Source organism: Thiorhodococcus minor (assembly GCF_010820565.1).
Classification (GTDB): Bacteria; Pseudomonadota; Gammaproteobacteria; order Chromatiales; family Chromatiaceae; genus Thiorhodococcus; species Thiorhodococcus minor.
This window is the reverse complement of the sequence record NZ_JAAIJQ010000054.1, coordinates 1-18,672: the sequence shown is the minus strand read 5'-3', so window position 1 is coordinate 18,672 and position 18,672 is coordinate 1. Positions and strand designations below refer to the sequence as shown.

The following is an 18,672-nucleotide window of genomic DNA, read 5'->3' as shown; positions in this document are numbered from 1 at the left end:
GGGTCTCCTGGCATCGGTTGTGCGTCGGGATCGACGCCGCGCGGGCGGATGCCCCCGTTGCGCTCAGAGTCTAGGGCGGTGTGGCGGACGACGGGAAATGAGGATTTGTGAGCCCTTATCGCGGGAGATGATATGGAGCTGCGACAGCTACGCTCTCTGGTCACCTTGGTCGACACGCAGTTCAACGTGAGTCGTGCGGCCGAGCGGCTGCACCTGGTGCAGTCGGCCGTGACCCAGCACCTCAAGCATCTGGAGACGGAGATCGGCGGCCCGCTGTTCCTGCGCCACGGCAAGCGCTTGGTCGGGCTGACGGAGCTGGGGGAGCGGGTGATGTGCTACGCAGACGCGATCATGCGCCAGACCAGCAACATCCAAGCGGCGGGCTGCGATTTCGCCGAGCAGGATCAGGGGATCCTGCGCCTGGGCGCGACCCACACACAGGCGCGCTATGTCCTGCCGCCGGTGATTCGGCGCTTCGTCGGCGCCTATCCGGAGGTGGAGCTGCAGATCCATCAAGGCACGCCGGCGCAGCTGGTCGATCTCACGCTGCGCGACCGTGTGGATCTGGCGATCTGCACCGAAGCGCTGGGGAGTGAGCCGGGGCTGCGGGCCATTCCCTGCTATCGCTGGAACCGGGCGCTGATCGCGCCGCGCGCGCATCCCTTGCTCGACGCGGAGCCCTTGACCCTGGCGCGCCTGTGCGAGCACCCGATCATCACCTATGTCTTCGGCTTCACCGGGCGAAGCGGCTTCAGCGACGCCTTCGCCAAGGCCGGTCTGCGCCCGCGCGTGGTCCTGAGTGCCGCCGATACCGACGTGATCAAGGCCTATGTGCGCGAGGGGCTCGGCATCGGCATCATCGCCGCGCTGGCCTACCGGCCGACCGAGGACCTGGATCTCGGCATGCGCGATCTCAGCGCGCTCTTTCCCTGGGAGACGACCAAGGTCGCGCACGCCTGGGACAAACACTTGCGCAACTACCACAAGCATTTCATCGATCTCTTCAAGGCGGAGACGGGCGAGGGCGGCGACTGCGAGCGGACCTTCGCGCGGCGCCCGGCGGCCGTGACGCAAAGCAAGCCTTGCGACCCCGTCCGAGCCTAGCTGGAAGAGACAGAATGTCGCGATTCTGCGCGAGCGCTGCGCCAGACTGTCCCGCCCCGGCCCCGGCTCGACGCCCGCCGTCCTGGGACCGGACCGACGCCGGCGACGTCAGTATCGGAGGGCGGACATCGACTCCGAGGGCCGTTTCGTGATCGACGGCCGCGGGCGCGGCAATCTCATCGGCACCCAAACTCATCGACACCGAGAGGTCATCAACACCATGGCGAGCGAATTCAAGATCGAGTCCTTCGACGATTTCCTGAGCTTGGCGCGTCGGCAGGCCGAGCCCCAGCAATTGCTCTTCGTCTTCACCCGTAGCGAGTCGCCCGAAGACCGCACGTCCGCACAGGCCGCCGCAGTCGCGGCGGGCGAGGGGGGGTTCCTGGCGCCGGTCGCCTTCGTGGACATCGCACCGCGAGAGATCCCTGGCTTCGATGCCTTCTTGGCGGAAGCGGACTCGCACGTCGTCGAATGGACGATCGTCTTCGCCGCCGCCCTGCCGGGAATCGCCGCCCGCCCGCCGACGCCCCTCGCCATCGACCAGAACCTCGAGAGGATGGTCGAGTCCGTCCGCGGCGGCCAGGTCGCGGGCTATCTCGCCTTCGATCGGCTCGGGACTCCGCTGCGGCTGTCGACCGCCCATTGACCCTGGAAGGGGCTCCTAGCCTCCAGCGGCCGGCTCTTCGGACGCAGGCAGTTGACCGGCCTTTGGTGTCCGAACGGATTCATCCGTTGGGTGGGTCCAGGCAATCCCCGCTTGGTGGGAGCGGCGCCCCGCCACCAGCCGCCAGCGACCAGCCGCCAGCGACCAGCTGTCGTTTCGCCACGTTGCCAGCTTCCTGAGCCCTCCACCCGCTCGGCGAGCCGATGCAAACCCCAGCTCGATGGCCGGTCATTCTTGCGTGCTTGTCCTGCGGCTCATCGGACAGACCCGTCCGGCGAATGAGCGCTAATGGTACGGATTGTGCTTGAGCTATCGTCGTGGTATTCGGTGTCGGGCCAGGTTTCCGTTTCCGCATCCATTCAGGGTGCTGGGGTGAAACGAGCGGCCATCTGGCGAGGCGGGGTGCCGGCCCGGTTGCGATGGACCGGAATGCGACGTTCATGGCGCCCATTCCAGCCTATCGGAGAACCGATTGATCCAGGCGCGGTTGCCACCGCCTTCACTCTTGGGGATGACTCGCATCGGGCGCCAGCATCCGCGCTGAATCGGCCTGCTCCGCCGATCTTCCCCGCTCGCTGTTTCGTCTACGACTTCTTCGCCATCCGTACGAGAGGACGAGCCAATGTCATATATCGAGCCATCCGATTTCGGGAAGAAAATGGTCGATGCCGGTGAAAAGAAGCTCAAGATGTCGACGCGCGATACGCTGATCCGCGCCTACATGGCCGGTGCGATCCTCGCGCTCGCCGCAGTGATGGCCGTGACCATTAGCGTGAACACCGGCTCGCACCTCGCCGGATCCCTATTGTTTCCCATCGGCTTCTGCATGCTCTACCTGATGGGATTCGATCTCCTGACCGGCGTCTTCGTGCTGACCCCGCTGGCCTGGCTCGACGGACGTACCGGCGCCACCATTCCGCGCATTCTTGTCCACTGGGGCCAGGTGTTCATCGGTAACTTCGCCGGCGCGCTGACGACGGCGGTGCTCATGGCGGTCGTCTTCACCTACGGCTTCTCGATCGAGCCGGGGGCCGTGGCCCACAAGCTCATGTCGATCGGCGAGGCCCGAACGGTCGGCTACAAGGAGCATGGCCTGGGAGGCTGGGCGACCATCTTCATCCGCGGCGCCTTGTGCAACTGGATGGTCTCCTTGGGGGTCGTCGGCGCCATGATCTCGACCACGGTCACCGGCAAGGTCCTGGCGATGTGGATGCCGATCTTTCTGTTCTTCTACATGGGCTTCGAGCACTCGGTGGTGAACATGTTCCTCTTCCCGTCGGGCTTGATGCTGGGGGGCAACTTCTCCATCGCCGACTATCTCCTGTGGAACGAGCTGCCCACCGCGCTGGGCAACATGATCGGCGGTATCTCGCTCACCGGGCTGACGATCTACACGACCCATGTCAGGACCGCGCCGGAGCACATTTTTTGAGCGCTGGCCCTCGCCATTGCGTCGTCCGGGCGCCGAGCGACGGGCGCTCCGGCGAGCGGCCCTACTGGGGCGTCGATCACCGTCTCGGCGAGTGGTCCGCCGGCCGCGGCGCGGAATCCGGTGGACTCCGCTCTCGGCCGGTTTCAAGGCTTAGGTCTCTACCGGGGACGAGTCGGATGACAGGACCGAGTTTCATAGCGCTTCGACCTCTCCGGCGTTCGGTCGCATCGAGAGGCCGCCGCGCGGACGCGCATGCCATGTGCACCAGAGGATAGCCCTGAATCCTTGGCCTCGAGCCGAGCCTCAGCGTGCTGACCGGCCCACCAACCTTTGCCCCTAAAAGGAGCAGTCGAACCGCAAAGCGCACGAAGAGCGCATAAGATTTCAATGCGTTGCGGAGGCGACTCTGCCCACCCGCCGGGTGAGCGGCGTGTATCGGTCAAGCCGTCTCTCTTCTTCGCGTCCTTTGTACCTTTGCGGTTCGAATCGCCGATTCTAGGTTGACGGAGACCCATCGAGATGAGTGACCAAATCGAGATATTCGCGGAGCCTCACAAGCCCCAATTCCCCAGCGCGCCGAATCAGGCACGCAAGGCGGCGACGGTTGACGAAGCCCTGGCCGCGGCCATCGAGCTCAAGCCTGGGGTTGGTCAGGTGCGGAAGCTGGCCAAGGAGCGGCGGGCGCAGGTGGCCGCCCGTGGGAAAAGGGCGCTGGACCCCAGCGCCCGATGACCCTTTCCGATTCCCGTGATCGGCCGGTGCTTCGAGCCCGTCGCTCGAGAGGAGAGGGCGTTCTTTGGCGAGCCGGCGGCCGGCGCGTCGAGGCTCGGGATCGGGCAGCGGCACGGCCCGGCCCGAAGCTGAGCGGATCGAGCCTGAGCGATTGAGGCAGCGCGACCAGACACCCCCTTCGCATCAGGTCGCCGACATCGCGACGGGAGACCTGGACGGGCTGCGCCGGCGCTGGGATGAGCGCTACCGCGGCCGCGCCGCCGCCCCGGAGCCGGCGGCGGTGCTGAGGCACTTCGCCCACTTGGTGCCGACGACCGGGAGCGCGCTCGACCTCGCGTGCGGGCTGGGTGGCAATGCCCTCTGGCTGGCGGAACGGGGGCTGGAAGTTTGCGCCTGGGACCTGTCCGCGGTCGCCATCGAGCGGCTGCGGGCCGCGGCGGCGGAGCGACCGCGGATCGCGGTGGCTGCCGAGGTGCGGGACCTGATCGCCCACCCGCCAGCGCCGCACAGTTTCGACTTGATCTGTGTCGTGCGCTTCCTCGACCGGGGCCTGGCGCCGAAGATCGCCGCGGCCCTGAGGCCGGGCGGGCTGCTATTCTACGAGACGTTCACGCGAGAGGAAGCCGGCGGGGATGGTCCAAGCGACCCCGCCTTTCGCTTGGCGCCGAACGAGCTCTTGGAGCTCTTCGGGGGATTGGTGGTTCGGGGCTACCGGGAGGAAGGCCGACTCGCCGTTCCGGCCTCGGCGCTCGGCAATCTGGCGTTGATGGTGGCCGAGAAGGCCCTCTGAGCGCGCATGGTCCGTCCGCGCCTCAGGACAGCCGCCCCGGCGACGCGGCCAGCGGCGCGGATTCCGCAATGCGCACGAGCTCGAGCTCGAAGGTCAAGTCATGACCGGCGAGCGGGTGGTTGCCGTCCAGGATCACCGCCTCTTCTTCGATCGCCACGATCGTGAAGCTCGCCGCCTCGCCGTCCGGCCCCTGAGCCCGCAGAATGGTCCCGACCGCGAGCTCCTCGCCCACGTCGATCGTATCGGCCGGCACCGTCAATGCCATCCCCGTATCGTGCTCGCCGAAGGCGCTCTCGCAGGGGACGACGATGGTCTTGCGCTCCCCCTCGCGCATGCCGACGAACGCCTCCTCGAAATCGGGCAGCATTCGGCCTTGACCGATGGTGAACACCAGCGGCTCGCGGTCGCGCGAGGTATCGAAGGTCGTTCCATCGCCGAGGGTCCCGCTGTAGTGGACCTCGACCCTATCGCCGAGCTTTGCGGTTGCCATCACGTCTTCCTCCCAGCAGTCGTTTTCGTTCGTCGTGGCTTGGCGCCCGAGGCGTCTCCGGTGCCGTCCCGCCGCGGACGCGAGCTGGCGTGTGGCCGCGGCGCGCTTCGGCATGCCGCCGGGCGTCCGGCCGACCTCCTCGCGTCGCGGCTCCCTCGTGAGCCCGCACGCTGGCGACCCTGTTCCTAGCGACTCGGACCGGCCCTCATGCAAGGCCCTTGCCGCGCGACCTGAATCGACCTGCGCTCCAAGGCGACGCGCCAGCTCTCGGCCCGCTGCTCGGACCGACGCCGGCCGCTCGGCATCCCGGACACATTGATCCAACCTCATCCGCCGCCCGGGAACAAAGTGTCTCACTCGCCGTCGCTCCGATTCGCCGGTGCGCCCCCTAGGGATGCTGCTTCCGGGCCGCCGCCGCCGCTGGCACATCGGTTGCTCATCATCGTTTCATCGAGATCGCCCCCAGGGCCCTCGTGGGTGCCATGTCCACGACCGGGCACTCGGGTCGATAAACCGAGGACGAGGAGCCGAAATCGCAATGATGAGCCAGGAATCGCAACGCGTGCGCGAGCTGCTGCGGGAGGTCCCCTATCCGGGCTTCTCGCGCGACATCGTCGCCGCGGGCTTCGTCGGTCAGATCGCCACCGTGGGCCGCATGGTGGAGGTCGAGCTCAAGGCCGATACCCGTGACGAGACCAAAGTTTTGGCGATCGAGCAGGGCATCCAAGAGCTCCTACGCCGAGCCGACTTCGATGACGTGCGAATCCGGCGTGTCGCGCCCTACGACCATGGCGTGCCCTTGCGCTCGGCTGCGGATCTGGCCCGGGAGCAGCACGGCGCCGGCTCGGGGGCGTCCGCCGAGGACGACCGGCTCATGACGCCATTGCAGGCCGAAATGCTCGAAGACGGCGAACTGCCGGAGGCCGATCTGCTTGCCATCACGCTCGGCCGTCTGGACGTAGCCCCCGCGGCCGGCTATGGCCCGGGCGGCCCCGAGCCGCTTAGTGGCCCGCGCGAGGCCATCGCCTACGACATCGGCATCCCCGTCCTGCAATGGGACATCGATCCGCACGATCCCGAGGCCCAGACCGTCCAGCGCGAGATCGCGCTGGAAGGCTGGGACTACCGCGTCTGGTGGCAGGTCCATTCCTCCGGGCTCCTCTACGTCTCCATGCAGGCGATGAAGGAGGACTGGGTCGACCACGACAACAACGCGGTTCCGCACCCCATCGGCCGCTCCGAGGCGGTCAACCTGGTTTACGACGAGCGGCGCGAGGCGGTGGTGGCGATCTACGGCACGGTCCGGGATTTCCGGCCCTTCGTGAAGGCGTTCTCCGAGGCTTACGACAGCGTCCGGGGCGAGCAGGGCCGCCCCACAGACCAAGAGGCAGCGCACCAATGAGCAAGAGCAAGGGTACCGAGAACGGAAACGGCGGGTCCCGCTGGTTTCGCGAGCTGGACGAGCCGCGCAAGTGGGAAGACTTCTACCGGCGCCGCTGGCAGTATGACAAGTCGGTGCGCACCAGTCATAGCGTCAATTGCTCCGGCTCCTGCTCCTGGGAGGTGTTCGTCAAGAACGGCATGATCACCTGGGAGCTGCAGAAGACCGACTGGCCCCAGATCAACGACGAGACGCCCAACTACGAGCCGCGCGGCTGTCAGCGCGGGATCTCGTCGTCCTGGTATCCCTACAGCCCGGTGCGTCCGAAATTCCCCTATGTGCGTGGCGTGCTGCTCGACTTCTGGCGGGCCGAGCGCGAGTCGGGAAAGGATCCGGTCGCCGCCTGGGGCGCGATCGTCGAGAATCCCGAGCGCACCACGGCCTACCGCAACGCACGCGGCAAGGCCGGCTGGCGCCGCACCACCTGGGACGAGGCGACCGAGATCATCGCCGCGGCCAAGGTGCACACCATCAAGGAATACGGCGCGGACCACCTGGCGTCCTTCTCGCCCATCCCGGCCATGAGCATGGTCAGCTTCCTCTCGGGGCACCGCCTGTCGAACCTGCTGGGCGGGACCATGCTGAGCTTCTACGAGTGGTATCACGATCTGCCGCACGTCATGCCGATGATCTGGGGCGACCAGACGGACGTGCACGAGTCGGCCGACTGGTATCAGAGCGCCTACTGGATCGTCATGGGCTCCAACCTGCCCATGACGCGCACGGCGGATGCCCACTTCGCCTCCGAGCACAAGTACAACGGCGGCAAGCTGGTCAACCTCTCGCCGGACTACTCGGACGTGACCAAGTTCGCCGATCTCTGGGTGCCGGTGCGCCCGGGCACGGATACCGCGTTCATCCTCTCCTGTATCCACGTCATCCTGCAGGAGTTCCACGTCAATCGCCGCGCCCAGTACTTTCAGGACTACGTCGGGCAGTACACCAATCTGCCCTTCCTGGTGATCCTGGACGAGGAGGGCGACCACTACGCCAGCGGCCGCTTCCTGCGCGCCAGCGACCTGGAGGCCTACCAGGACGAAGAGCTGGGCGACTGGAAGATCCCCTGTCTCGACAAGGACGGTGAGGTGCGCCTGCCCGGCGGCTCGGTCGGCTTCCGCTGGGAGGAGCAGAAGACCGGTCGCTGGAATCTCAAGAACGAGGACGCGGTGACCGGGAAGGCGTTCGACCCGATGCTGACCCTCATGGACGGCGACTACGAAGAGGTCATCGTCGAGTACGCCGACTTCACCCACACCTTCAACGTCGAGTTCGGAACCACGGCATTGCGCGGCGAGAAGGCGCAGAAGAGCCTGCGCGGCGTGCCGAGCCGGGTGCTGACCAAGGCGGACGGCACCAAGGTGCGGGTCGCCACGGGCTACGATCTGCTGTTGGCCAGCTTCGGCGTGAACCGTGGTCTATCGGGATCGGGATATCCGAAGGACTACGACGACGCCTCCCAAGCCTATACCCCGGCCTGGCAGGAGCAGGAGACGGGCGTGGACCGCAACCTGGCGATTCGCGTGGGCCGGGAATGGGCGGATACCGCCGAGAAGACCAAGGGCAAGTGCCTCTTCATCACCGGCTCCGGCATCCTCCATTGGTACCACGGCGGCTCCCTGACCTACCGTTCCGAGGCCGTGATGGGGATCTTGACGGGCTGCCAGGGTCGCAACGGCGGCGGCTTCGCCCACTACGTGGGCACCGAGAAGATCCGCAACGTCGCCGCCATCGGCACCATCGGCAACGCGGTCGACTGGGGCAATGTCGGGCGGCAGCAGAACTCGACCTCCTACTTCTACTTCCACACCGACCAGTGGCGCTACGACGGCATGAGCCTGGACCCGCTCTGGGCGCCGCGCGCCAAGGAAATGCCCGCCAAGGCCAATCACGCCGCGGACATGAACGCGGTTGCGGTCCGCAATGGCTGGCTGCCCTTCTTCCCGCAGTTCGACGAGCGCAATCCCACGGATGTCATGCAGGACGCCAGGAAGGCCGGCTGCGAAAGCCTCGACGACGTGAAGGCATGGGTCGCCAAGCAGTTCAAGGAGCGCAAGCTCAAGTTCGCGCTGCCGAACGTGGACTCGCCCAGGAATCACCCGAAGGTGCTCTGGATCTACCGCGGTAACCTCATCGGCACCAGCATGCGCGGGCACGAGCTGAACCTGAAACACATGCTCGGCACGCACCATAACGTGCTCGGCGGCGACACCCGTGCCAAGGACATGGTCAACGAGATCGATTGGACCGAGAACGCGCCGCTCGGGAAACTGGATCTCATCTACAACGTCAACCTGCGGATGGACTCCTCCGCCAACTACTCCGACATCGTGCTCCCCACGGCGCACTGGTACGAGAAGTTCGACCTCACCTGCACGGATCTGCATTCCTTCCTGCATCCCTTCACGCCGGCGCACGACCCGGCCTATGAATCCAAGCACGACTGGGAGGCCTTCCGGATCGTCGCCGAGAAGGTCAGCGAGTTGGCCAAGACCCATTTGCCGGAGCCGATCGAGGACCTGGTGATGACGGCGCTCAGCACGGATACGCGCGACGAGCTGGCTCAGCCCATGGGCGAGCTGCGCGACTGGTGGACGGGGGAGAGCGAGCCGATCCCTGGCAAGACCTTCCCCAACGTCAGCGTCGTGAAGCGGGACTACACCAAGGTCCACGACATGTACACCACCCTGGGTCCAGTCGTCACCAAGGCGCATGGCTATGGCGCCAAGGGGATCAAGGGCGATCTCGCCGAGGCCTACGAGCAGATGAAGGAGAGCTATCTGGTCGGGGAGAAAGACGGACGGCCCGATATGACGACCGCGGCCAAGGTCTGCGAGGTGATCTTGCGCATCTCGCCCGAGAGCGACGGCGAGCTGTCCTATCAGATCTTCAAGAATCTGGAGGAGCGTTGCGGGGTGCCGCTCGCGCACATCGTCGAGCACGAGCGCGAGACCGCCTATCACTATCCGGATCTGATCTCGCAACCGAGGCGTGCCCTGACCTCGCCGCATTGGTCGGCGATCGAGACCAAGGGCCGGACCTACTCGCCCTGGACGCTCAACATCGAGACCCTCAAGCCCTTCCATACCCTGACGGGTCGCCAGGAGATCTACTACGACCATCGCATGTTCCGCGACCTGGGCGAGGACTTCCCGGTCTACAAGCCGCCGGTGGACATGGTGTCGATCGGCGACGTCCACGCTGAGGACATCAAGATGAAGGGGGCGAAGCTGTTCCGCTTCATCACCCCGCACCAGAAGTGGGGCATCCACAGCATGTTCGGCGACTCCTGGCAGATGCAGAACATGTTCCGCGGCGGCCCGACGGTCTGGATCAACGACGACGATGCGCGCGATATCGACATCAAGGACAACGACTGGGTGGAGATCTTCAACGAGAACGGTATCCAGGTGGCCCGCGCCGTGGTCAGCCACACGGTGCCGCGCGACATGTCGATCGTCTACCACCAGACCGAGCGGCACGTGAACGTGCCCTTCTCCTCACTGGCGCGGGAGCGCGGCGCCAGCGACATGCGCGGCGGCAACAACAACGCCACCACGCGGATCATGATGAACCCGGCGACCATGGTGGGCGGCTACGCCAACTGGACCTACTGGCTCAACTACCAGGGGACCAGCCCGTCGGAGCGCGACTGCGTGGTGCTCATCCGCAAGAAGCCGATGGAGTCGCGCGGACGCAAGGTCATCTACCAAGAGTCACAGCTCAAAGTCGGAGCATAAGACATGCGCATCAAGCAGCAGATGGGAATCGTCTTCAACCTGGATAAGTGCCTGGGCTGCCAAACCTGCACCATTGCGTGCAAGAACGTGTGGACCAACCGCGAAGGCGCGGAGTACATGTTCTGGAACAACGTGGAGACCAAGCCCGGCGCGGGCTATCCCAAGCAGTGGGAGAACCAGGAGAAGTACCGCGGCGGCTGGAAGCAGGACCCGGAGGGCGACACGCCCAAGCTCAACCAGGCGTCGCGCTTCTGGGAGATGATCAGCCTCTTCTACAACCCCGTGCTGCCGCAGATGGACGCCTACTACGGCAAGGGGCCTTTCACCTTCACCTACGAGGATCTGCACTCGGAGCAGCCGACCAAGTATTCCCAGCCGGTCGCGCGCCCCAAGTCGCAGATCACGGGCGAAGAGGACATCGAGCTCACCTACGGGGTGAACTGGGAGGACAACGGCGCCGGCACGCACGAGGAGGGGACCGGCTCGCTCGATTACAACTTCAGCGACATGACGCCCGCCGCTCGGCAGGCGCTGCTGAAGTTCGAGCAATCCTTCATGATGTACCTGCCCCGGATCTGCAACCACTGCCTCAATCCGGGCTGCGTCGGCTCCTGCCCCTCGGGCGCCAACTACAAGCGCGAGGAGGACGGCGTGGTCCTCATCGACCAGGACCGCTGCCGCGGCTGGCGCTACTGCGTCTCCGGCTGTCCCTACAAGAAGACCTACTACAACTGGCGCACCGGCAAGTCCGAGAAGTGCATCCTCTGCTTCCCGCGTCTGGAGACCGGGCAGCCGCCGATGTGCTTCCAAGCCTGTGTCGGGCGTATCCGCTATCTCGGCCCCTTGCTCTACGACCTGGACCGCGTGGCCGAGGTGGCCAACACCAAGGACGAGAAGGCACTGGTGGCGCGCCACCGCGAGATCATCCTCGATCCCTTCGATCCGGAGGTCATCGCTGAGGCCAAGCGGCAGGGCATCTCGGACAACTGGCTGGATGCCTGCCGGCGCTCTCCCGTCTACAAGATGGTCAAGGAGTGGGAGATCGCGCTGCCGCTGCATCCTGAGTTCCGCACCCTGCCGAGCCTCTTCTACATCCCGCCGGAGAGCCCGGTGCAGACGGCCAAGCCGAACGACCGCGGCACGCTGGACATGGTCGACGGGGGCTCGGTGCTGCCGGACCTCAAGGAGTTCCGCATCCCCATCGAGTACCTGGCGCGCCTGCTGGCCGCGGGCAACATCCAGGAGGTGGAGAAAGCTCTGCTGCGCCAGCTCGCGCTGCGCGAGTTCCGCCGCCAGGAACGGGTCGAGGGCCGCACCGACGACAGCATCCTCAAGGCCGTCGGGCTCACGGTGGAGCAGGCCAGGCACATGCATCGTCTGCTCGCCCTGGCGCACTTCCACGAGCGCTTCGTCATCGCGACCTCGCGCACCGAGGACACGGACAACACGCCCTACCTGGAGCGCGGCTTCACCGGGTACGACCTCCTGGCCCCGGAGCAGAGTCCCAAGCGGCGGACCTCCTTCCACGGCAACAAGATGGGGGTGGGGAGCTGACCATGAGCAGAGTCCGATTGACTGAATCCTTCGCGCAGGGACTCGGCTCGACGGGGTCGGCGAGCTGGGATCTCGGGGCTATGTACGGGGTGATCGCGGAGCTGCTGCTCAATCCGGCCGTTCGGGACGAGGGACGGCTGGAGCGCGACCTCAAGGCCCTGCCGGCGACGCCGATGCGTGACAGCATCGAGCGTTTCCTGGCATCCCCAGCCGCGCACGATGTCGATGAGTACACCCAGACCCTGGAGCTGACGCCGCCCTGTCCGCTCTATCTGGGGGCGCACATGTACGACGAGCCCAACTCCTGCCGGGGGGCGGGCGCCTGCGGGCGCAACCAGTACATGATCGAGCTCAAGGCCATGTACGAGCACTTCGGGTTCGATCTCAACGGGGCCGACCTGCCGGATTTCCTGCCGGTGATGATCGAGTTCCTCGCGATCAGCGTCGACCACCCGGAACGCGACGGCATTGGCTTGCGACGACGCTTCGTCGACCAGTACCTCCTGCCGGGCATTCCGCCGATGCGCAAGGCGCTGCAGAAATACGAGAGCGTCTACGACCTCCTGATGGAGGCGCTGGAATCGGTCGCGGAGGAGGACCAGGAGCGTCTTGCCGACGACCCGGTCTGGCTCGCCCCGGAGGTCAAGGCGACCATCCCGGTGCGTATGGGTAGCCCGGTTGAAGAGCCGTCCTCTCAAGGTCTGTCAATGACAGGGTGGGAACGCTAATGAACGACTATCTGGGTTCGAGTTATCTGATCTGGGGTGTCTTCCCCTATGTGGCGCTCACGCTCTTCTTCGTGGTGCCCTTCATCCGCATGGTCTACCGGCCCTTCGGCATGAGCACCCGCGCCAGCGGCATCTTCCTCGGCCGCGACATCCTGGGCCTGGCGACGCATCTGCTGCACTGGGGTATCTTCCTGGTCTTCTTCGGCCACCTTGCCGGCCTGATCGGCGGCATTCTGGGGTGGGGAAGCTGGGTCGGGGCCTTCTTCTGGATGGCGACGCTCGGCGGGCTGGCGGCCATCACCGGCTCGATCATTGCCCTGGTGCGGCGCGTGCAGGTGCCCGAGATGCGTGCCATGAGTCAGCCGGACGACTACATCGTGCACGGCTTTCTGATCGCCATCCTGGGCATCGCCATCTACCAGGCGCTTGTCCATAAGATCTGGGGTGTGTCCTTCACCGCTGCCCCCTGGTTCGCGAGCCTCTGGCAGTTCTCGCCCCAGCCGGAGCTGATGGCCTCCGCGCCGCTGCTCACCAAGCTCCATGTGCTGCTGGCCTTCGCCTTCGCGGCCTATTTCCCCTTCACTAAGCTGATTCATGCCTGGACGTTGCCGGTCAACTATTTTGTCCGGCCCTATCAGGTGCTGCGCACGGCGGCGAAGAAGTTCCAGAACGGCTGGGTGATGGGCTGCTGGGAATTCAAGGGGGTGACCGACAAGTCCTACATGAGCTATCTGGCCGCCGGCGTTGTGCTGGTGCTGGGTCTGATCGGTCTCACCCTGCCTGGACCCAACCTGGATGGACTGGTGCAGGAGGCGCAGGCCAAGACGACCGCGGCGGAGCCATCGGAGGCGACGTCTGGTCGTACGGTGCTCGACGGCTATCCGCTCTATGTGAGTCAGTGCGCCCGCTGCCACGGACTGGAAGGGAAGGGCGATGGCCCGGGGGCCGAATCGCCGACCTTCAGCGCCGTGCCGCGCGACCTCACCGCCGGGCACTTCCAGTTCATCTCCACAAACAATGGGGTCGCGTCCGACGCCGATCTGCGACACGTCATCGTCAATGGACTGCACGGCTCCGGCATGCCCAATTTCAGCCGCCTCTCTGAACGTCAGGTGAATTCCCTGATCGAAACTGTCAACTTCATGTGGAAGGATCGGCCGGCGGCCGGCGAACGAATTGAGGTCCCCCCAAGGCCGAGAGCGACAACAACGGCCATGATTGCGCAGGGCAAGCAGGAATATGCCAGCCAATGCACCGTCTGCCACGGTGACACCGGTGCGGGCGACGGTGTTCTGACCAAGCTGAGAACGGATGCCGCCGGACACGTCGTTCCGCCTCGCAATCTGAGGACGGAGCCGCTGAAGGGCGGATCGAGCCCGACGCAGCTCTACTACCGTATTGCCGCCGGGATGCCCCGTGCGAAGGATGAGTGGCTCATGCCGCACTACGCCAATCTGGGGCCAGAGCGGATCTGGGCGATCATCGCCTACCTTGAGCAGGACATTCTGCCGCCTCGGCAGATTGCGAATCGGTAGCGCCCCTTGGGGACAGCGGCCCGGCAGGCTGTCGCAGGAAAGGCGCCGCCGGCCGATGGCCGCGAAACCCATGGTTGTCGAATTCACCGCAGAGGGATGAACGATGGCTTTCGCTGCGTTCTACTCATCTCAGGCATCGGATCAGTCCCGTTCCAACCAGGTCACGAGCGATGCGATACCGGACGCGCGGGCAGGCTGTCGCGAGCCTGACTCAGGATTGGATCGCGAGCCTTCCGCCCTCGTCCTTCGCGCTGGTGATGGCGACAGGCATCGTGTCCATCGCGAGCGAGACGCTTGGGCTGCACAGGTTGGCGGTGCCCTTGTTCCTGGTCAATCTCGTGGCCTTCGCGGCCCTCTGGCTCATGACGCTGCTGCGTCTCTTCATCTATCCTGCACGCCTAATGGGCGATCTGCGGGCGCACGCGCTGGGACCGGGTTACTTCACGATGGTTGCGGGAACCTCCGTGATCGGGGTCCAGATCCTCATGCTGACCGACCAGGGGGTGCTGGCGGCGGGACTCTGGATCTTCACGCTCTGTCTCTGGCTGCTCATTACCTACGCCTTCTTCACGGCCGTCATCGTGCAGCCTGCCAAGCCCACGCTCACGGACGGGCTCAGTGGCGTCTGGCTGATCGCCTCGGTTGCCACACAGTCCATTGCGGTGCTCGGGACCCTGGTGGCCGATCGCTTCCCGGATCACCAGACGACCGTACTTCTTCTTTGCCTGCTGTTCTTCTGCATGGGCTGCATGCTGTATCTCAACATCATCGCCCTGGTCTTCTACCGGCTGACCTTCATGCCGGTCGAGCCGGGCAGCCTGACTCCGCCCTACTGGATCAACATGGGGGCCACGGCCATCGCGACCCAGGCCGGCGCGACCCTGATCATCCACGCCGGGGAGTCGCCTCTATTGCTTGCCCTGGTGCCGTTCCTGAAGGGCTTCACACTTTTTTTCTGGGCCGCGGGGACCTGGTGGATTCCGCTCCTGATCGGTTTCGCAGTTTGGACCTATTGGTGGAGGCGCGTTCCCGTCGTCTATACGCCGCTGTTCTGGGGCGCGGTCTTCCCGCTCGGGATGTATACGGCGAGCACCCATCAGTTGGCGATGGCATTGGAGATCGACGGATTGAGCCGGATCCCCGCGATGACGGTCTATGTCGCGCTTCTGGCCTGGGGACTGACCTTTTTCGGACTCCTGCGGCGACTGTTGCGAGGTGCCGGCGAGATCCTGAACGGCCTCGGCGCGGTTCGGCCTGGGAAGCGGCTTTGATCCATCGAGGCGCAAGGGCGCCTCAGGTCATTCACGTCGCGGGGTGATCGAGCATGTCTGAGATTCGTGGTTACTGCCCGCTCTGCATCTCGCGCTGCGGCGCGATTTCGACCGTCGAGGCGGGCCGCCTGGTCAAGGTGCGTCCAGACCCGGAGCACCCGACGGGAGGGAGCTTCTGCGTCAAGGGGCGGGCGGCTCCGGAGCTGGTTCACAGCGACCAGCGGCTGCGCTATCCGCTGATGCGCACGCGCCCGAAGGGCGACACGGACCCTGGCTGGCGGCGCGTCTCCTGGGACGAGGCGCTCGCCTTCACCGCGGAGCGGATCCGCCAGAGCGCCGAGGCACATGGCGCGGAGTCGGTCGCCTTCGGGGTCACGACACCGAGCGGGACCGCCGTCGCCGATGCCTTCGGCTGGATTCATCGTCTGGCGCATGCCGTCGGAAGTCCCAATGTCCTCTTCGCGACAGAGAACTGTAACTGGCATAAGGACTTCGGGAGTGCCTTGACGTTTGGATCCAATATCGGCATCCCAGACTTCGATCGCACGGGCTGCATGCTCTTCTGGGGCTTCAATCCGTCGACCTCCTGGCCCGCCTACGCGCGAGCGGCCGCGGAGGCGAAACGCCGCGGCGCGCGGCTGATCGTGGTCGATCCCCGTCGGGCAGGACTTGCGGGCTCCGCCGACGAATGGCTTGCTGTGCGGCCGGGATCCGATCTGGTGCTGGCGCTCTCCATCGCCGGGGAGATGATCGAGAAGGGTTGGTACGACCGGGACTTCGTCGCACACTGGACCAACGGCCCCTTGCTGGTGCGGTCCGACGACGGTCGTTTCATGGCAGCGGAGCGATCGGCCCCGCAGGGCGCGCAGCGGGTCCTGATGGCCTGGGATGCGCGAGGGCAGCGCACGGCCGCCTATGATCCGGTCCGCGGGGCCTACCTTGGTGAGCCGCCGGACAGCCCGTCGCTGTTCGGCGATGTCGTCCTGCGGGAGCAGGGTCATGAGGTGCGTTGCCGTCCGGCCTTTCAGTTCTTCGCCGAGCGCTGCGCCCAGTATCCGCCCGAGCGTGCGGCGGCGCTCAGCGGCGTGCCGGCGATGCAGATTCGCGAGACCGCGCGGCTGCTGCACAGCTCGGGACCAGTGAGCTTCTTTCATTGGGCCGGGATCTGCCAGCAGGCAGAGGCGACCCAGAGCGGACGCGCCATCGGCCTGCTGTGCGCGCTGACCGGCTCTTTCGGTGCGCCTGGCGGAAACGTGCGGTTCGCCGTGCCGCCGCTCAACGACATCATGGGCTACGACCTGCTGCCCCAGGATCGGCTCGGCAAGACCCTGGGCCGAGCCGAGCGGCCGCTCGGCCCGTCCGCCAAGGGCTGGATCACGAGCCGGGATTTCGCTCGGGCGGTGCTCGATGCGGAGCCCTATCCGGTGCGCGGCCTGCTGAGCTTCGGTGCCGATCCGCTGCTCACCAAGCCGAATACGCCGAGCCTCGATCCGGCGCTGCGTGCACTGGATTTCTATGTCCACGCGGATATGTTCCTGAACCCGACGGCCGAGTATGCGGACCTGGTGCTGCCGGTGGCCTCGCCCTGGGAGAGGGAGGGTTTGGCGGCCGGGTTTCAACTGGGCGAGCGAGGCTCGGGCTGGTTGCAGCTGCGTCAGCCGGTGCTGCCGCCGCAGGGCGAGAGTCGCTCGGATACCGCGATCGTTTTCGCGCTCGCCGACCGGCTCGGTCTGGGCGACAGCTTCTTCGGCGGTAATCAACGGGCGGGACTGCGCCACCAGATCGCGCCGACCGGCATCGGGCTCGAGGAGCTGGAGCGGCATCCGCAGGGGGTTCCGCTCCCGCTCGAGACGGTCTATCGCCCCTATCTTCACGACGGCTTCGGCACCCCGACCAAGCGAATAGAGATCTATTCGGAGACGCTGCTCGACGCCGGTCTCGCGCCGATACCTGAGCCTGGGCCGGACCGCCTGCCGCTCAGTGATGCCTACCCGCTGCGCTTGACCACGGCGAAGTGGCCCTACTTCTGCCACAGTCAGCACCATGCCATGCCCTCGCTGCGCGGCAAGCTGCCCGAGCCGCAGGTCGAGCTGGGTCCGGAGTTGGCCGAGCGCAAAGGGATCTCGGAAGGGGATTGGGTCAGGATCGAGTCAGAGGTCGGGTCGATGCGGGCGCGTGCCCGCATCACCGACAGGCTCGCGGTCGATGCCATCTGTGCGCAATACGGGTGGTGGGAATCCTGCCCGGAGCTCGGTTTACCGGACTACGCCATCGACCGCTTCAACTACAACGCGCTGATCGACGACGCACGTTTCGATCCCACTAGCGGCTCCAACGCAATGCGCGGTTATCCCTGCTCGATCGCGCGCGTCGTCCCAGCTCCACCACCGGCTACCAAGGTGAATTCCGGGAATGACTTTGCCAAGACATCAAGCCCTGTAGGTCGGGCTGGCGTAGCGTAACCCGACATTCCGGGGCACAAAGTCGGGTTACGGCGCGCGATACGTCTTTGAGGAAGCAATGAAGACCTGCGGCCACGCGCACCTAACCCGACTGCGGTTAGGATCTCTTGCGGAAATCACCTCATGTCACTAACCCATTTCACCCACGCCGGCGAGGCCCAAATGGTGGATGTGGGCGGCAAGGCCGTGACACGCCGTCGCGCGGTGGCCGAGGGCTGGATCCGGATGGAGGCGGCAACCCTGGCGCTCATCGAGCGGGGTGGGCACGGCAAGGGTGATGTACTCGGTATCGCGCGCATCGCCGGTATCATGGGGGCAAAGCGGACCGCCGATCTGGTGCCGCTCTGTCACCCCTTGAGTCTGACCCGCGTCGCGATCGATCTGACCCTTCGCCCCGAGGATCTGGCGGTCCATTGTCGCGCGACGGTCGAAACCAATAGCCAGACCGGGGTCGAGATGGAGGCGCTTTGCGCCGTTCAGGTTAGCCTGTTGACCATCTATGACATGTGCAAGGCCGTCGATCGCGGCATGACGATGACGGACATCCGGCTTGTTGAAAAGGCTGGCGGGAAATCTGGCCACTGGCGGCTAGGCGGCCAGACTTAGGTGAATTCTGGAAGCGACTTCACCAAGACATCACACGCCGTAGGATCTTGGCTCTCCCGTTTGCTCTGGGGTTGTGATATCTTTAAAATCAATGGCTTGCCTGCTGCTTTCCGCTAGAACCCTATT

The 18,672-nt window shown here is 65.6% G+C and carries 14 protein-coding genes; 13 read left to right on the top strand and 1 reads right to left on the bottom strand.

Annotation, left to right across the window (positions count from 1 at the left end):
- Positions 1-132 precede the first annotated feature (132 nt).
- The 5 genes from G3446_RS16875 (at position 133) to G3446_RS16855 (ending at position 4,722) form a co-directional block, all read left to right on the top strand.
- Positions 133-1,104 (top strand): LysR substrate-binding domain-containing protein, encoded by a 972-nt coding sequence (locus tag G3446_RS16875; RefSeq protein WP_164454003.1) that lies wholly within the window; start codon positions 133-135, stop codon positions 1,102-1,104.
- Between the two features lie 148 nt (positions 1,105-1,252).
- Entirely contained in the window at positions 1,253-1,750 is a 498-nt protein-coding gene (locus G3446_RS16870) for a hypothetical protein (RefSeq protein ID WP_209262476.1), read from the top strand.
- Positions 1,751-2,390: 640 nt separating this feature from the next.
- Positions 2,391-3,200 carry a formate/nitrite transporter family protein gene (locus G3446_RS16865; RefSeq protein ID WP_164454002.1) on the top strand — a complete coding sequence of 270 codons (810 nt, stop codon included), beginning with the start codon at positions 2,391-2,393 and terminating at the stop codon, positions 3,198-3,200.
- 519 nt (positions 3,201-3,719) lie between these two features.
- Complete coding sequence (locus G3446_RS16860) at positions 3,720-3,932, top strand: hypothetical protein (RefSeq protein WP_164454001.1); 213 nt, start codon at positions 3,720-3,722, stop codon at positions 3,930-3,932.
- Positions 3,933-4,083: 151 nt separating this feature from the next.
- A complete protein-coding gene (locus G3446_RS16855; protein WP_209262475.1) occupies positions 4,084-4,722 on the top strand; it encodes a class I SAM-dependent methyltransferase in 639 nt (212 codons plus the stop codon).
- Positions 4,723-4,744: 22 nt separating this feature from the next.
- On the opposite strand, the gene G3446_RS16850 is transcribed toward G3446_RS16855, so the two are convergent.
- A complete protein-coding gene (locus G3446_RS16850; RefSeq protein ID WP_164454000.1) occupies positions 4,745-5,212 on the bottom strand; it encodes an FKBP-type peptidyl-prolyl cis-trans isomerase in 468 nt (155 codons plus the stop codon).
- 538 nt (positions 5,213-5,750) lie between these two features.
- On the opposite strand from G3446_RS16850, the gene G3446_RS16845 reads away from it, so the two are divergent.
- The 8 genes from G3446_RS16845 to moaC all read left to right on the top strand — a co-directional run bounded on the left by G3446_RS16845 (position 5,751) and on the right by moaC (position 18,546).
- The gene (locus tag G3446_RS16845) at positions 5,751-6,614 is read left to right on the top strand and encodes a hypothetical protein (protein WP_164453999.1); all 864 of its coding nucleotides are present in this window, start codon (positions 5,751-5,753) and stop codon (positions 6,612-6,614) included.
- A complete protein-coding gene (locus G3446_RS16840) occupies positions 6,611-10,390 on the top strand; it encodes a nitrate reductase subunit alpha (RefSeq protein ID WP_164453998.1) in 3,780 nt (1,259 codons plus the stop codon). The genes G3446_RS16845 and G3446_RS16840 overlap by 4 nt, the downstream gene beginning before the upstream one ends.
- Before the next feature lie 3 nt (positions 10,391-10,393).
- Positions 10,394-11,944 (top strand): nitrate reductase subunit beta, encoded by a 1,551-nt coding sequence (narH, locus tag G3446_RS16835; RefSeq protein ID WP_164453997.1) that lies wholly within the window; start codon positions 10,394-10,396, stop codon positions 11,942-11,944.
- 2 nt (positions 11,945-11,946) lie between these two features.
- Complete coding sequence (locus tag G3446_RS16830; protein WP_164453996.1) at positions 11,947-12,672, top strand: nitrate reductase molybdenum cofactor assembly chaperone; 726 nt, start codon at positions 11,947-11,949, stop codon at positions 12,670-12,672.
- Positions 12,672-14,207, top strand: a complete 1,536-nt coding sequence (locus tag G3446_RS16825; RefSeq protein WP_164453995.1) for a respiratory nitrate reductase subunit gamma — start codon at positions 12,672-12,674, stop codon at positions 14,205-14,207. Before G3446_RS16830 ends, G3446_RS16825 begins: the two co-directional genes overlap by 1 nt.
- Before the next feature lie 170 nt (positions 14,208-14,377).
- Positions 14,378-15,478 carry a tellurite resistance/C4-dicarboxylate transporter family protein gene (locus tag G3446_RS16820; protein WP_164453994.1) on the top strand — a complete coding sequence of 367 codons (1,101 nt, stop codon included), beginning with the start codon at positions 14,378-14,380 and terminating at the stop codon, positions 15,476-15,478.
- Between the two features lie 53 nt (positions 15,479-15,531).
- Entirely contained in the window at positions 15,532-17,940 is a 2,409-nt protein-coding gene (locus G3446_RS16815; RefSeq protein WP_164453993.1) for a molybdopterin-containing oxidoreductase family protein, read from the top strand.
- A 123-nt stretch (positions 17,941-18,063) separates the two neighbouring features.
- A complete protein-coding gene (moaC, locus tag G3446_RS16810; protein ID WP_164453992.1) occupies positions 18,064-18,546 on the top strand; it encodes a cyclic pyranopterin monophosphate synthase MoaC in 483 nt (160 codons plus the stop codon).
- Positions 18,547-18,672: the final 126 nt, after the last annotated feature.